Source organism: Nitrosomonas sp., assembly GCF_022842015.1.
Classification (GTDB): domain Bacteria; phylum Pseudomonadota; class Gammaproteobacteria; order Burkholderiales; family Nitrosomonadaceae; genus Nitrosomonas.
The window spans coordinates 1-14,672 of the sequence record NZ_JALHQJ010000076.1 but is presented as its reverse complement, the minus strand read 5'-3'; the positions used below and the strand labels follow the sequence as shown (position 1 = coordinate 14,672).

General features: G+C 44.8%; 11 protein-coding genes. 5 read left to right on the top strand and 6 right to left on the bottom strand.

Features of this window, described 5'->3' with window-relative positions; all coding sequences use genetic code 11:
- The coding region (locus tag Q0C11_RS12555; RefSeq protein WP_293008492.1) for a monovalent cation:proton antiporter-2 (CPA2) family protein at positions 1-1,529 on the bottom strand (1,529 nt) is incomplete at its 3' end.
- Between the two features lie 118 nt (positions 1,530-1,647).
- Between Q0C11_RS12555 and gshA the strand changes: the two genes are divergently transcribed.
- From gshA to Q0C11_RS12540, 3 genes are all read left to right on the top strand, one after another.
- Positions 1,648-2,943 (top strand): glutamate--cysteine ligase, encoded by a 1,296-nt coding sequence (gshA, locus tag Q0C11_RS12550; RefSeq protein ID WP_293008490.1) that lies wholly within the window; start codon positions 1,648-1,650, stop codon positions 2,941-2,943.
- An 8-nt stretch (positions 2,944-2,951) separates the two neighbouring features.
- A complete protein-coding gene (gshB, locus tag Q0C11_RS12545; protein ID WP_293008488.1) occupies positions 2,952-3,923 on the top strand; it encodes a glutathione synthase in 972 nt (323 codons plus the stop codon).
- A 203-nt stretch (positions 3,924-4,126) separates the two neighbouring features.
- On the top strand, positions 4,127-5,044 hold the full coding sequence (locus tag Q0C11_RS12540) for a peptidylprolyl isomerase (RefSeq protein ID WP_293008486.1): 918 nt from the start codon (positions 4,127-4,129) through the stop codon (positions 5,042-5,044).
- Positions 5,045-5,086: 42 nt separating this feature from the next.
- Here Q0C11_RS12540 and ftsH read toward each other — a convergent pair whose 3' ends face one another.
- Positions 5,087-6,937, bottom strand: a complete 1,851-nt coding sequence (gene ftsH / locus Q0C11_RS12535; RefSeq protein ID WP_293008484.1) for an ATP-dependent zinc metalloprotease FtsH — start codon at positions 6,935-6,937, stop codon at positions 5,087-5,089.
- Between the two features lie 102 nt (positions 6,938-7,039).
- Positions 7,040-8,401: an OmpP1/FadL family transporter gene (locus Q0C11_RS12530; protein ID WP_293008482.1), complete on the bottom strand. Its 1,362-nt coding sequence runs from the start codon at positions 8,399-8,401 to the stop codon at positions 7,040-7,042.
- A 333-nt stretch (positions 8,402-8,734) separates the two neighbouring features.
- Between Q0C11_RS12530 and Q0C11_RS12525 the strand changes: the two genes are divergently transcribed.
- Positions 8,735-11,122 carry an EAL domain-containing protein gene (locus Q0C11_RS12525; RefSeq protein ID WP_293008480.1) on the top strand — a complete coding sequence of 796 codons (2,388 nt, stop codon included), beginning with the start codon at positions 8,735-8,737 and terminating at the stop codon, positions 11,120-11,122.
- 109 nt (positions 11,123-11,231) lie between these two features.
- Here the strand turns inward: Q0C11_RS12525 and Q0C11_RS12520 are convergent, their stop codons facing one another.
- Complete coding sequence (locus Q0C11_RS12520; protein ID WP_293008478.1) at positions 11,232-12,017, bottom strand: Crp/Fnr family transcriptional regulator; 786 nt, start codon at positions 12,015-12,017, stop codon at positions 11,232-11,234.
- 159 nt (positions 12,018-12,176) lie between these two features.
- Positions 12,177-12,740 (bottom strand): cupredoxin family copper-binding protein, encoded by a 564-nt coding sequence (locus Q0C11_RS12515; RefSeq protein WP_293008476.1) that lies wholly within the window; start codon positions 12,738-12,740, stop codon positions 12,177-12,179.
- 259 nt (positions 12,741-12,999) lie between these two features.
- Between Q0C11_RS12515 and Q0C11_RS12510 the strand changes: the two genes are divergently transcribed.
- Positions 13,000-13,917: a hypothetical protein gene (locus tag Q0C11_RS12510; RefSeq protein WP_293008474.1), complete on the top strand. Its 918-nt coding sequence runs from the start codon at positions 13,000-13,002 to the stop codon at positions 13,915-13,917.
- 38 nt (positions 13,918-13,955) lie between these two features.
- Here the strand turns inward: Q0C11_RS12510 and Q0C11_RS12505 are convergent, their stop codons facing one another.
- A complete protein-coding gene (locus Q0C11_RS12505; protein WP_293008472.1) occupies positions 13,956-14,597 on the bottom strand; it encodes a DUF3047 domain-containing protein in 642 nt (213 codons plus the stop codon).
- Positions 14,598-14,672 lie beyond the last annotated feature (75 nt).

Genomic DNA, 14,672 nt, shown 5'->3' with positions numbered 1-14,672 from the left:
TCACGAGTTCGAACGACAACAGACAGCTCTGGACGCAATTCCTGCACATGTTTCAAAATTTTTAAGGTCGAAATGGTATTGGAGTAGCTCACAACCAATACTCTTGCACGCATCAACCCTGCTGCAATTAATACTTCACGACGCGCTGCATCGCCATAAACAACTGACTCTCCTGCACTGGTCGCTTCATGTATACGTTGCGGATCAAGGTCCAATGCAACAAACGGTATTGCTTCTTGCTCGAAAATACGCGCTATGCTTTGCCCACTTCGCCCATAGCCGCATATAATGACATGATTTTGTGTCACCATAGTTTGTGTTGCGATGGATGTTATTTGCATAGCACGATGCATCCAATCCGAGCCGCAAAAGCGCTGAATCATTGGCTCACTATATTCAATCAGGAATGGCGCAACAAACATCGACAGCACCATCGCTGCCAAAACGGGCTGGAGAATTGAATTCTCCATTAATCCTACTGCACTCGCCTGCGCCAGCAAAATAAACCCGAATTCACCACCTTGCGCTAAACTTAATCCTGTTCTTATCGCCACATTGGACTCAGCACCGAATAAGCGCGACAAACCAGTAATCACGATAATTTTAAAAACAATGAGCGTAATCAGAATGACAAATACCCAGAAAAAATTCTCTATAAGCACCTGCATGTCCAGCAACATGCCAATAGTTACAAAAAACAAGCCTAATAATACGTCTCGAAATGGTTTGATATCGTCTTCAACTTGATAGCGATATTCTGTCTCGGAAATCAACATGCCTGCAAGGAATGCACCCAAAGCCAGTGACAAGCCAGCCGACTCCGTCATCCACGCCAACCCAAGAGTAATCAACAATACATTTAAAACAAACAGCTCCGAAGATTTCTGCCTAGCAACTAAGTGAAACCATGGACGCATGAGCTTTTGGCCAATGAATAAAATAAATGTCAATGCAATAACGATTTTCACAATTGCGATCGTCAGCATAGTACTAAAATCGTTGGTATCCGCATCAACCTCAACCCTCAATGCGGGTATGATAATGAGCAATGGAATAACCGCTAAATCCTGAAAAAGCAATACACCTATTATTTGCCTTCCGTGTGATGTATTAAGTTCAGCCCGTTCAGCCAGCATTTTGCTTACAATAGCAGTGGATGACATGGCCAAAGCCCCTCCGAGCACCAATCCAATGCGCCAATCCAATTGCAGCAACCACGCAATCACGATAACTACCAAAATCGTGATTACCACTTGCGCCGTTCCAAAGCCAAATACAATGCGTTTCATGGCAATAAGTTTAGTCAAACTAAATTCAAGGCCAATACTAAACATCAGAAAGACCACACCAAATTCAGCCAGATGGCGCGTTTCTTCGTTATCCGAAATCCACCCTAAAGCATGCGGCCCAATACTGACACCTGCCAACAAATAACCTAGCATTGGAGGTAAGCGCAATAGTCGAAAAACGACCACGGCCAGAACTGCGATGGCCAATAAAATTAGAACTGGTTGCAGCGGATTAACCATGACAAGCAAATAGCATCAGGAAATATATGAAAAACATAAGATACTTGAGGATCGGACTGATCACAATCTATTTAAACCATAATGGTATAATGGCTCTGGTTCAATAATTCAACATAAAATGCCAGTACCTCATCTTTCCACAGCCTTGCGCGGTCCTATTCTTGACCTCGAAAATCGTATCATTAATGCCATGCCAACTATTGAACATTGGATAAGGGGAAAATGGCGCGAATACGCAGTGCCGTTTTATTGTTCTGTTGATTTACGTAACAGTGGCTTTAAATTAGCACCGGTTGATACCAATTTGTTTCCCGGTGGGTTTAACAATCTAAACCCGGAGTTCATTCCTTTATGTGTGCAAGCGATGATGAATGCTATCGACAAGATATGCCCGGATACACATAGCTTATTGTTGATCCCGGAAAATCACACACGCAATATTTTTTATCTACAAAATATTGCCACGTTGCAAAATATCATGCAGCGAGCCGGGTTGAATGTACGTATCGGCACCTTATTGCCGGAAATCACCACAGCAGCCCATATTGATCTTCCAGATGGTCAGTCTATTAAACTTGAGCCTATCATTCGAAAAAACAATCAATTAAGTGTCGCAAATTTTGAGCCTTGCGCCGTATTACTTAACAATGATCTATCAACTGGCATTCCTGAAATTTTACAAAATTTGAATCAAGTCGTGATCCCACCTTTACACGCCGGTTGGGCAACGCGCCTTAAATCTAACCACTTTGCTGCTTATGATCGCATTGCGCTTGAATTTGCGGAATTAATTGGCATTGACCCTTGGTTAATCAATCCCCGCTTTAATTCATGTGGAGAAATTAATTTTCATGACAAACAAGGAGAAGAATGTGTAGCAGCCGCTATTGATCGAATTCTCTCGGTGATCAAGAAGAAATATCAACAATATGGTGTCAAGGAAGATCCATTTGTCATTGTCAAAGCTGACTCAGGAACCTACGGAATGGGAATCATGACCGTAAAAGACGGTTCGGATATTTATAAGCTCAACCGCAAGCAGCGCAATAAAATGGCTGTAGTGAAAGAAGGATTACAAGTCTCCCATGTACTGGTGCAAGAAGGTGTTTACACCTTTGAAACGATCAATCAGGCGGTAGCGGAGCCAGTCATCTATATGATTGATCGCCACGTCGTCGGCGGTTTTTATCGCGTTCATACCGGGCGCGGCATTGATGAAAACTTGAATGCTCCCGGCATGCATTTTGTGCCGCTGGCATTTGAAACCACCTGCCTGGAACCAAATGCATCCCAGTCAAACATTATTCCGAATCGCTTTTATGCCTATGGTGTTGTGGCGCGTTTGGCACTACTAGCCGCCGCATTAGAATTGCAACAAACCGATTCTGCTGATGCAAAATTAAATTCCGCATAAACTGTGCCATGAAGTTTGCCTTTATCATTGATCAGTTGGATTCCATTAAAACTGATAAGGACACAAGCTATGCCTTGATCTGTGAAGCCATTGCTCGAAACCACCAGATATCCGTACTTTATCAACATGATATTGCATTGATCAATCATGTTGTCACAGGTTTCTCACGTGTGTTGTCACTCACAAATCCAGCAACATCGAATGGGCATTGGTACAAAATTAGTGATATTTCTGCAATTCCTTTGCACGAATTTGACGTTGTATTGATGCGTAAAGACCCGCCGTTTGATATGGAATATGTTTACAGCACGTACTTGCTGGAACTGGCTGAAGCTCAGGGCGCCTGGGTAATTAACAGCCCCAGCAGTGTTCGCGACCACAACGAGAAGCTTGCCATTACTAAATTTCCACAATTTATTGCACCTATGTTAGTAACCAGTCAGGCACATTTAATTAGAGAATTTCTTAGTATTCATCAAGACATTATCTTAAAGCCACTGGATGGCATGGGTGGCGCCAACGTGTTTCGTGTCCATCTTGCAGACTATAATATCAGCGTGATTCTCGAAATGCTGACTCACTATGGGACGCGAACCATCATGGTGCAACGTTTCATTCCTGAAATTGCCCAAGGTGACAAACGTATACTACTCATTGCCGGCAAAGCGGTACCTTTTGCTTTAGCGCGCATTCCGAAACTCGGCGAAACACGTGGCAATCTCGCTGCGGGGGGTACCGGAAAAACACAACCACTCTCGGCGCGCGATAAGGAAATTGCAGAATCGCTAGGGCCAGAATTAGCTAAAAATGGTTTGACGCTGGTTGGATTGGACGTGATCGGAGACTATTTAACCGAAATTAATGTGACCAGTCCTACGGGAATGCAAGAAATTACACAGCAAACGGGATTTAATGTAGCAGCTATGATGTTGGATGCTATTGAAGAAAGCTCCGAACTGAGAAAAACACAAAATCATTAATATGTAAATATCTTTATCAGAACAAAATGCTTCACAATTACTCTCTGTTTCCACATTGATTTGAGGAGCCACTAATTCTCGTTACATTATTAAAATTCATTAGTACAAAACTGCAGCTTAACCAAAACAAATAAAAGTATTGCCTCGGTTAAGCATCTATCAGTAAAATCCAATTTCAACTCATTCAAAAATATCCTATCATCATGCGCCTCAGTCCTGCCTTGTATAAAACCGTATTGGTTGTCTGCCTATTTTTTTCCTCCCCCATTACGCACGCAAACCGGGTCGCCTGTTTTACAACCAATATGGGGCAATTTTGTATTGAGCTTTTTGAAACGCAGACGCCGATCACAACAACCAACTTTATTAACTACATTAATCGTGCCACCTACATAAATAGCATCTTTCATCGCAGCGTTCCTGATTTTGTCGTTCAAGGCGGCGGTTTTAAAATTATCTCTGGTACCGCTGGCGAATCACTCACTGCTGTAAATACTTTTGCTCCGATCATCAATGAATTTAAAATTTCCAACACACGCGGAACCGTCGCCATGGCAAAACTTGGCGGCGACCCCAACAGCGCAACCAGTCAATGGTTTGTTAACTTAAATGACAATTCCTTGAATCTGGATAATCAAAATGGTGGCTTTACCGTATTTGGTCGCGTTATTTTTGATGGAATGAATGTCTTCGATGCTATTGAAGCACTCCCCATAAGTAACTTTGGAGGCAGCTTCGCTGCAACACCATTGAAAGATTATGATGGCTCATCAGCTGCCTCGCTTAAAAATTTGGTGCGGATAAATGATGTTGTGCTCATTGATGCAACAAGCATTTTCAGTCAAGGAATTTTGAGTTTTGCAGTGGATATCGGAACGGGCGATGCACTGGAAGTCAGCTTACGGTTGATTCAAGATAGCCCTTCGATTGTATTTGAACTCGACCCAGACAGTGTGGCATCGCTGAATAATAAACCACTCAATATCGCCACATTCTCGAGCACAAGCGGTCAATTACGCATTCCATCAGCGATGATCAATGCATCTACCGTTCTCAATAACATACAAATGCAGTTAACCAATGCAGAATCATTTCAATTTACATTAATCAGTTACGAATAAAATTTCGATGGAGCAACGATATAATTCAAAGAGATAAGCCCATTAATCAATCTGGAGTCCGGGCTTGTCAATGCGATGCACTGGGAAGACAATCGTTTGCTTTAATTTAAGTATTTCAGGTTGATTGAGTGTTTCTTTTTGCAATAGCTCTTGCGCAGCTTGATCAAGCAACCCACGGTTGGATTGAAGTATATTGATTGCACGTTCCAGGGCTTGATCAACCAGCACACGCACTGCAATATCGATCTTGTTGGCGGTTTCTTCGCTGTAGTTGCGACTTTGTGGCACAGGAACATTGGGTTGTAGAAATGCCGACTGTTCCCGATCATATGCAACATTACCTAAAGCATCACTCATGCCATACCGCAACACCATGGCACGAGCAATATCAGTGGCACGCACCAGGTCGTCTGCCGCACCGGTGGACACTTCGTTAAACACGATCTGCTCGGCTGCACGCCCACCCAATAGCACAGCCATTTTGTTTTGCAGCTCCACGCGAGTCATCAGATAACGGTCTTCAGTCGGACGCTGAATGGTGTAGCCCAGCGCGCCAACACCGCGTGGAATGATGGAAACTTTGTGTACTTCGTCGGTTCCTGGAAGCGCCAGCGCCACCATGACATGTCCAAGTTCATGGAACGCCACTACACGGCGCTCATCGGGATTCAGCAAACGGTTACGTTTTTCCAATCCTGCCACGATGCGCTCAATGGCATTATTGAAGTCCGCCATTGTGACCGATGGTGCGGCACGTCGGGTCGCTAATAGAGTCGCTTCGTTGATGAGGTTCGCCAGATCCGCCCCGGTAAACCCCGGCGTTAGCGCTGCAATTTCTTCAATTCTAACGTCGCTGTGCAATTTTACTTTTTTTGCATGTACATCAAGAATTTGTTCCCGCCCAATTTTATCCGGGCGATCCACCAACACTTGGCGGTCAAATCGCCCAGCGCGCAGCAATGCCGGATCAAGAATTTCCGGCCGATTGGTCGCTGCCAATAACACGATGCCACTACTGGAATCGAAACCATCCAGCTCGGCCAACAACTGATTCAGAGTTTGTTCTTTTTCGTCATGCCCTCCTCCCAAGCCATAGGCACCTCGAGCACGTCCCAACGCATCCAGTTCATCAATAAAAATAATCGCGGGCGCCATTTGTCTCGCTTGTTCGAACAAATCACGCACCCTAGCCGCGCCGACACCGACAAACATCTCAACAAATTCCGAGCCGGAAATGGAAAAAAACGGCACTCCAGCTTCACCTGCCACCGCACGAGCCAACAACGTTTTGCCAGTTCCGGGCGGCCCCACCAGCAAAATACCTTTCGGCGCTCGTCCGCCTAAACGACCGTAATCCGCTGGATTTTTTAAGAAATTGATAATCTCAACCAACTCCTCCTTGGCTTCATCGACACCCGCCACATCAGCAAAAGTCACCTTGGTTTCCTTCTCCACAAACACTTTGGCGTGACTCTTACCGATCGACATCAATCCGCCTCCCATGCTGCTCCCCATACGGCGAATCACGAACAGCCAGATTCCGACAAAGATTGCTGTCGGCACAATCCAGGATAATAAATCACGCAACCAGGTGCTTTGCACCACACCGGTATAGACCACATGATATTTATCCAGGATCTCCGCTAACTCGGGTTCCACCCGGGTGGTGACAAAATCCTTATAACCATCCGCGTGCATTTCTTTCAATGTTCCGAAGATCTGGTTCTCGGTAATGGCGATCTCAGCCACCCGCCCCTGTTCTAACAAATCCTGGAAATGGCTGTAGGGAATAGGCTCAACCTTATTGTATTGCTTATATAAATTTTGTACTAACAGCAAAGACATTAGTGCCAGGGTAAAAAACCAGAAATTAAGGCGTATGTTTTTGTCCATTGATTAATCCCGAAATTTGGTTATAAAATTTATCCATCACACTCACACCGATGGACGCAACATTATAGGATAATGCAGATAGTTCTCATTGGCCTGTTAGGACTAGAAACGCCAGTCTAGTTGTAGACCACCAATATTGATTTGTTCAGAAAACTGCCCAGAAAGAAAATCTCCAGTCACACCCCTTCGACTGATCGAGGGGTTATCCATGAACAGATGTGCATACGCACCGTGAATAAAAATATTATTCCGAACTGCATAAGTAAAGCCGGCGGTCAGCCAATAGCGGTTGCTGTCGGGAATTCGGGGCGATCTGTGTTGTGCATTGGGAATCGGCGTTTCATCATAAGCAAATCCTGTTCGCAGTATCCACTTATTGGTTGTGGAAAAATAATTAACCCCAAAAGCATAGCGCCACGTATCGTTCCATTTCAGATTTTGCACATCATCGGATTGTGATGAAGAGAAATTTGTCCTGAATTCTCGAACCAAGCTCCAATGCGTCCATAACGCATCGGCAGAAACTTCCCAACGCGGATTGAGGTGGTGCGAGAAACCGAACAAGACCGAGTCTGGCAAAGTCACCGAAGTAACCGCATGAGTGTCCACCAGAATATTACCTTGCGTCAATGCGATGGCTTTATCCGGTATCGTGAAATTTGCATCCCCTTTCACGTCATGGGCAATTCGAGAACGGTAGCTGACACCGAATCGAGTATCAGGTGTCAGCGTGTAGAATGCGCCAAAATTGTAACCAAAACCGACACTGTCGCCCTTGAGCGAGACATGTCCATCCGCAGTTTGCGGTGAAATCCCCTGGCTGAGGCATGGCAATGCTCCCTGCAATAAAAAGCATGCCGGCCCTAGATCAATTGCGTTGGTTAGCTTGGCCCGCAGGTACTGTACGTTAAAACCGGCACCTAGAGAAAATTTTTCGGTTACCTTGAACGACAAAGATGGATTCAAATTAATAGTCAGAATTTCTGAATCAATGGCTTGGTAGCGTCCTTTCCAGTCCGAATCATAGCTATTGCGCATGCCATAAGGTACATTAAATCCAAAACCGAAGGCTACGCGGCTTGACAACTCCTGCACATAATAAAAATTCGGAATAAAAACCGATTGCGCAGAATCTCCGCCATCCCCGCCCGTAAGCGGTGCGCCGCCCAATTGCGGACTCAATTGCGAAGAACTATTATGAAAAGTTGCAGACGGTGCGATATAGTAGCTCGCAACTGAAATCAATTTACCGCGCACCTGGCTCATCGCAGCCGGATTAAAGAACACCATACTGCCGTCACTCGTATTAGTGGGTGCACCGGAGAATGCCTGCCCCAATTCCTTGACACTTTGCTCCATCACAGCAATGCCGGCACCGAATACCGGCGCTGAGACCACGAGTAAAATGAAACCAGCGCGAGACAGAAACTTCCGACAAAATAAACTAGCTGCGATACGTCTCATTTTAATGAGTATGCTCCTGTAATTTTTATCCAGCGTCCTACCCGGCATGTGCAATAGAGCAGCCAACTTTACTTAAAATAAATATTAAGTATATATAAGAATCTTCTGACTTCTAATATGATGAATACTTTTTATCTTATACATTATCAACATCTTGCCATAGAAGATTGCACATTTACTGTCAGATTTCAAGTTGTTGAAAAGCTTTGTGTATCTTTACTCCAAATTAACTATTGCAGATTCATTGGCAAACATTTAGTAATGCCCCTACAATCTCCATAGTTCTCCCGTAAAAAGCTTTATTATATGGAGCCAAGGTTCAATAATCGCAATGTGAATTCTCAACCTCCCCCCAACCATTCTGGCTCATTACTGGCCGAGCAAATCAAACTAGCTTACCAGCAAGCTCCTAAGGCATTATTTGTCACATTGGTTGTTGCTGCTGCGTTGACTCTTATTTTTTGGGATCTAATCGGAAAGGGCTGGCTTCTAGGCTGGCTGGCGGCAATTTATTCCCTCACTTTCGCAAGATTTCTGTTGGTCAGAGCCTATTTTCGAAAAAACCCATCCGTTGCCGAATCAGTAACTTGGGGGCATTGGTTTTATATTAGCGTATTATTAGCGGGGATACTATGGGGTTCCGCTGGAAGCATTTTTTTTGTTACCGGCAGTGCAACCCATCAATTATTTCTGGCGTACTTACTGGGTGGCATAGTCGCAGGCGCAATGGCTACCTTATCGTCGTATAAAGGCGCCTTTTTAGCCTTTTCGATACCCGTTGTGCTTCCTTTCACCTATCAGGTCATCACGCACGAAAGTAACATTCAGATGATCATCGCGCTTACTTATTTACTGTTTGTATTTACCATGGGTAGAATTTCGCACCAACTACACCAAACAATCACAAATTCACTCAAATTACGTTTTAATAACATTCAGCTGCTAAAACGCCTGATTCAAACCAAGAATCAACTGGAGCAACGAGTTGCAGAACGCACCGAAGCACTCACTATATCAAACGATATCCTGCACCAGGAAAAAGAGCTATTTCAAATCACATTAGCGAGTATCGGCGATGCAGTCATCACCACAGATACCAGTGGAAAAATTACTTTTCTAAACCCAACCGCAGAAATACTAACCGGCTGGAGCAATGAAGAAATGCACGACACTCTGCTACCGAAAGTATTCAACATCATGGACATAACTACTCAGGAGCCGACCAAAAATCCACTGGCCAATCACTTAAATGAGTCCAAAAACTCTCACAAGCACCGTGAATGCATATTGATCCACCGAGAGAAAAAAGAGTACATCATTGATTACGCCGTAGCCCCGATCCAGAATGAACAAAAGCACGTGATTGGTACCGTGATAACTTTCCGCGACGTAACAGAACAGCGCAAACTAACACAAAAGCTTGCCTATCAAGCCGCACATGATTCACTGACCGGTCTGCTCAATCGCAAGGAATTCGAGAATCGTCTCAGCAAAATTCTGATATCCACGCGCAAAAATGACATACATGCGCTGCTTTATCTCGACCTCGATCAATTCAAAATCATCAACGACAGTTGCGGCCATAGCGCCGGTGACAAATTGTTGCGCCAGATAACCGCATTGTTGCATTCCAAGCTGCGCACACGAGACACGCTGGCACGTCTGGGCGGTGATGAATTTGCAGTTATCCTTGAACACTGCCCTAGAAATCAGGCGTTACAAGTAGCGCACACATTGCGTGAACTGGTGCAAAGCTTCCGTTTCCGGTGGCAAGGCAAAACTTTCACTATTGGCGTGAGCATCGGAATATTCCCCATCACTCATGGAAACCATGATATTGAACATGCGCTCAATGCAGCTGACAGCGCCTGTTATGCCGCCAAGGAACAAGGACGCAACCGAGTGCAGGTGTATCAATCCGGTCATCACCTGCATGATTCCACCGAAATACAATGGCTACCTCGCATTCAAAATGCTCTAGAAAAACGACACTTTCAACTTTACTACCAACCAATCCGGTTAATCTCGGAACATCCAGAGCAAGAACAACAGGGTGAGATCTTATTACGCTTGAAGGATGAGAACGGTCAGCTGATTATGCCCAGTGCATTTCTACCTGCCGCCCGGCGGCATGATCAAATGTTGCTCATTGATCGCTGGGTGGTACAGCAATCATTGCAGCTAATACGGACAAACTCGGCACACACAGCCAATGCGATCTACACCATCAATATATCCGGGCAAGCACTGGAAAGCGAAGATTTCCTTAATCTCACGATAAATAGTATTAAAGCCAGCCAACTGGATCCCGCCTGCATCTGCTTCGAAATCAGCGAACAAGACGCGTTGAACGATTTAAAGCATGTCATGCATTTCGTCACTACCCTGAAGGAATTAGGCTGTCGCATCTCCATCGATGACTTTGGCAGCAACCTATCATCGTTCAGTTATTTAAAGGATATCCCACTTGACTATCTGAAAATAGATGGTCAATTAATCAAAAATATGCTTACCGACACAGTCAACCTGGCAATGGTTGAATCAATTCATCACATCGGCCATATCATGCGGCTTAAAACCATCGCCGTATGGGTAGAAAATGATCAAACACTACAAGCTCTGGAAAATATCGGTGTCGATTATGCACAAGGTTTCTGGGTGGCTGAGCCCACCCCTCTTGATGCGAACTTACCCCGGCCTGGCAATAAGACTCAGCAATAATGAGCAGATCGTTTTCGCATCACATAAGACCCCGATTAGGCACGAACAGCAGTAATGCGGCAACTATATCTGGTAAAACTGGAAACTTGCATCAGACATTAAGCATTACTTATTGGGAGAAATACTTGCCAAGTATTCTTTCGTTTTGCTCCATAACGACTTCGTAGCACTCGCAGGTGGCAGCCAACAAGCCCTTCCGATCAAGCAATTCTATTTTACCGTGCGTGTATTTTATAAGTCCTTTAGCCTGAAGTTGAGCAGCCGCAGTGGAGATGCTTTCACGGCGCACACCCAGGACATTTGAGATGCGCGCCTGAGTCAAATAAAAGACTGTGGATCGCAGCGTGTCGCTATAAATCAGCAAATATCGGCAAAGTTGCTGATCTATAGAATGCAGGCGATTGCAGATTATGCCTTGAGAGAGCTGAACAATCAGTGTCTGTGTATAGCATAAACAGATTTCCTGAAAACACGGCAATTCCTCAAAATATTTCTCGACATCATTAGCCTTCATAACATAGGCTTGACCAGGATTCATGACAACGGCTCTTTTAGCCATCCTGGCATCTCCGACAAACGTTACGACACCAACCATACCCTGCGGACCTGTCATCCCAACCTCAATCGAATCACCGTCTTCAGTGTCGTAGAGCATACAAACCATGACCGTAGTGGGAAAATAGATATGTTTACGTTTTTCATCCATTTCCCACAAGACCTGATCCCTTTCCAGATCGACTAGTTTTAATGAAGATGCGATCTCGTCAAATTCATTCTGCGGCAAAGCCGCCAAAAGCTGATTCTGTATTTTAGGAGATGTTTTTTCAACCTCTGGCAAACAGGTATCTACAATGATTCGGTCTTTATCTACAGTGTCAGTTGGTTTAAGAGTCATCACATTTAAGAAATTGCAGTACACTTAGCATATAAAATTATTCGCAGTAGTTTGTTAACTTGGCTTTAGCAACACCGTAGTTTTTATCTCAGCACCTTAACTGGGCTGTCCGGATTTGTTGATACATTAACACTTAACGACATAAAAACCCACACGGCTTTATTGGCAACTGGCAGTACCAAGCCAATCGGAAAACGCTCCCGCATCATGTATGATGCCATCATTCCCAAACATGTAATACACATGATTGTCCGTAGAGGAAACTGCTAAGTAAGAATCTGTTACAGGATAATAGCGATAGGTATAAGGCGGAAAAGTCAATAAGCTTGCGTTCCCTGCGGGCGCAAAAAACTGGGAATAGTTAGACTCAACCCAACTAAAAAAGCATAATATCGGATCTATCGTTCCTTGGCTTGAAACATTAATAGTACCCCTCATAAACGGGTGGAATCGACAAAAATATGTGTAAGTGCCGGGGTTATTAAACATAAAATTAAATGACTCACCAGTATTTAAATCGCTGCTCCATAAGTTAGCATCCTGAGTTGCACTATGTACTGCACCATCCCGGTTAATCCAATTTACTGAATCTCCTACATTAAGTGTAATTGTATTAGGGTTGAACACAAAGTTTTGGATATCTACCGTTACTGTTGCCGCAGTTGCAGTAACCGAAGACGCGAAAAACAGACTTATTAGCCACAGAAGTATGAGACGCAACATAACAAACCTCCATTCGATAAAACAGACATGCATGTTTGACATTACACTTAAAATATGCGTTAGTCTATACCTATTTTATGGGATATATTTCCGATAATCTGGGAATATCATAGCTCTTTAGATTCAACTGGTTGCCACTGCACTACGCAATCTTGAGAATACCTAAGATCTCATTAAGAACCTGAGCGAAATTGAATTATTAATGCAGTTCTACTGCAAATTAATTTATAAAATATCTGCTAATAATAGACAATTACTCATGGTTAAATCATCGCGGCTTAAAGCGTATCTCATCGGTCTCTTGGCCATCGTGCCCAGCGGTCAAACGTTGGCACAGGATGTGATCAATGAGACTGAGTTTCTGCATTCCAATCGCCCTGAAGCATGGGCAATGAATTACGTTACGTCAATCACACTGCTATCGGGGCTCAGCGTACCGCGCAGTCGAGCATTAGGCTCAATCGAAGGTGGAGTCGAATTGGACTGGATTCCCCAACTCAGTTCTGCGCAGCGACAAATTGGTTTCAATGGTATCAAGGAAGAAGATCTGAACAAAGCTCCTGTTTTTGGCCGACCACGCATCACTTTCGGGCTTCCGGGGCGATTTGCCCTGACCCTTTCCTACGTGCCGCCCATTAGCATTTTTGGGCTCAAACCAAACCTCTTTGCATTCGCGCTGGAACGCCCCTTGTACGAGCGTGATCCCTGGACTATCGGCGTTCGAATGTACGGACAGATTGGTAACGTGGAAGGCGCATTTACCTGTCCCGGCAGTGTTGCCCAATTCCCGCCGGGTTCTCCAGAAAACTTGTATGGTTGCGAGAGAAAATCGGCGGATAAGTCGAGCCAGCGCTACGCGGGACTCGAATTAAGTGGCGCTTATCGTATCGAACAATTAAGGGGACTAACTCCTTTTATTGCCGTATCCGGAAACTTTCTTGATACACAAGTTCATGTCAACGCCCAGACTTTCGGCATCATCGATAATACCCACCTCGCGGCCAAAACCTGGACGTTTGCAGCTAGCGCCGGTATTGCCTATTCCTTGACCGACAAACTCAGGCTGAGCGTGGGAATGTTCTATAGCCCACTATGGGTGACACGCCCTCCGGCAACTTCTAACCAGAATGATGCGCTTTTCAATGTTCGTGCGCTACTCACGTACCAATTGAAATAGGCGTGAACCAAAATCATGTTGACTCAGAGCTCCGTCTATTATTTTTCTGAAAACCAGATATCACCATACCATGCTGTAGCCACTGCACCCGTGTTATCTGTGTCGGTCATGATTGCTACAGCATCAACTTGACCCGGTTCTTCACCGAATGCACGCCGGTAATCGGCACGCACATCTCGACGTTCGTTGATCCACTGACCGACCCGATCAGAGCCTGATTCAATCGCGATCATCTGTGCATGATCGGTAAAAGCATTGGGCCAACGACTGCCGACCGGTTGTTGGTTCGACCACACATAATTGATGGCGCGCGTGCGCCAAAACATGACTCCACCGGAAAACACCACATAAACCCGCGCCGGATAATCGTCGCCAGCTCGAGTACGCTCATCGTTACCGGTTAATATGCCGCCGACCTTCCAGGTCCAGTTAAGTATGGGCGTTTGGTTAAGATCGACGCTTACCTTGCGATAACGACCTGAAGCTGCTGCATCGCTATCAGCACGCAAGGCAAGCTGTCCATCTAAATTATCCAAAGCATAGCGAGTTTCACCCGCAAAATCCTTTTTCTGCCAGCCGTTCAGATCGCCTTGAGAAAAACGGGCAATATCGACACGCATGTCTTCCGCGCATGCAACAACCGGCAGACTAATGGCTACCCAAAATAAAATTTTCTTCATACTTTATGGCGTCCTTTCAAATAGCGATTCAATGAGAAAAGCATCATCAAAGTGTCGGCGCCCGTTAAAAGCAGT

What these genes read in the sequence shown, in the direction of transcription:
- Q0C11_RS12515 (WP_293008476.1), bottom strand. Translation starts at nt 12,740, where the DNA reads ATGTTGCGTCTCATACTTCTGTGGCTAATAAGTCTGTTTTTCGCGTCT.
- ftsH (WP_293008484.1), bottom strand. Translation starts at nt 6,937, where the DNA reads ATGGACAAAAACATACGCCTTAATTTCTGGTTTTTTACCCTGGCACTA.
- Q0C11_RS12540 (WP_293008486.1), top strand. Translation starts at nt 4,127, where the DNA reads ATGCGCCTCAGTCCTGCCTTGTATAAAACCGTATTGGTTGTCTGCCTA.
- Q0C11_RS12510 (WP_293008474.1), top strand. Translation starts at nt 13,000, where the DNA reads ATGGTTAAATCATCGCGGCTTAAAGCGTATCTCATCGGTCTCTTGGCC.
- Q0C11_RS12505 (WP_293008472.1), bottom strand. Translation starts at nt 14,597, where the DNA reads ATGAAGAAAATTTTATTTTGGGTAGCCATTAGTCTGCCGGTTGTTGCA.
- gshA (WP_293008490.1), top strand. Translation starts at nt 1,648, where the DNA reads ATGCCAGTACCTCATCTTTCCACAGCCTTGCGCGGTCCTATTCTTGAC.
- Q0C11_RS12520 (WP_293008478.1), bottom strand. Translation starts at nt 12,017, where the DNA reads ATGACTCTTAAACCAACTGACACTGTAGATAAAGACCGAATCATTGTA.
- Q0C11_RS12530 (WP_293008482.1), bottom strand. Translation starts at nt 8,401, where the DNA reads ATGAGACGTATCGCAGCTAGTTTATTTTGTCGGAAGTTTCTGTCTCGC.
- gshB (WP_293008488.1), top strand. Translation starts at nt 2,952, where the DNA reads ATGAAGTTTGCCTTTATCATTGATCAGTTGGATTCCATTAAAACTGAT.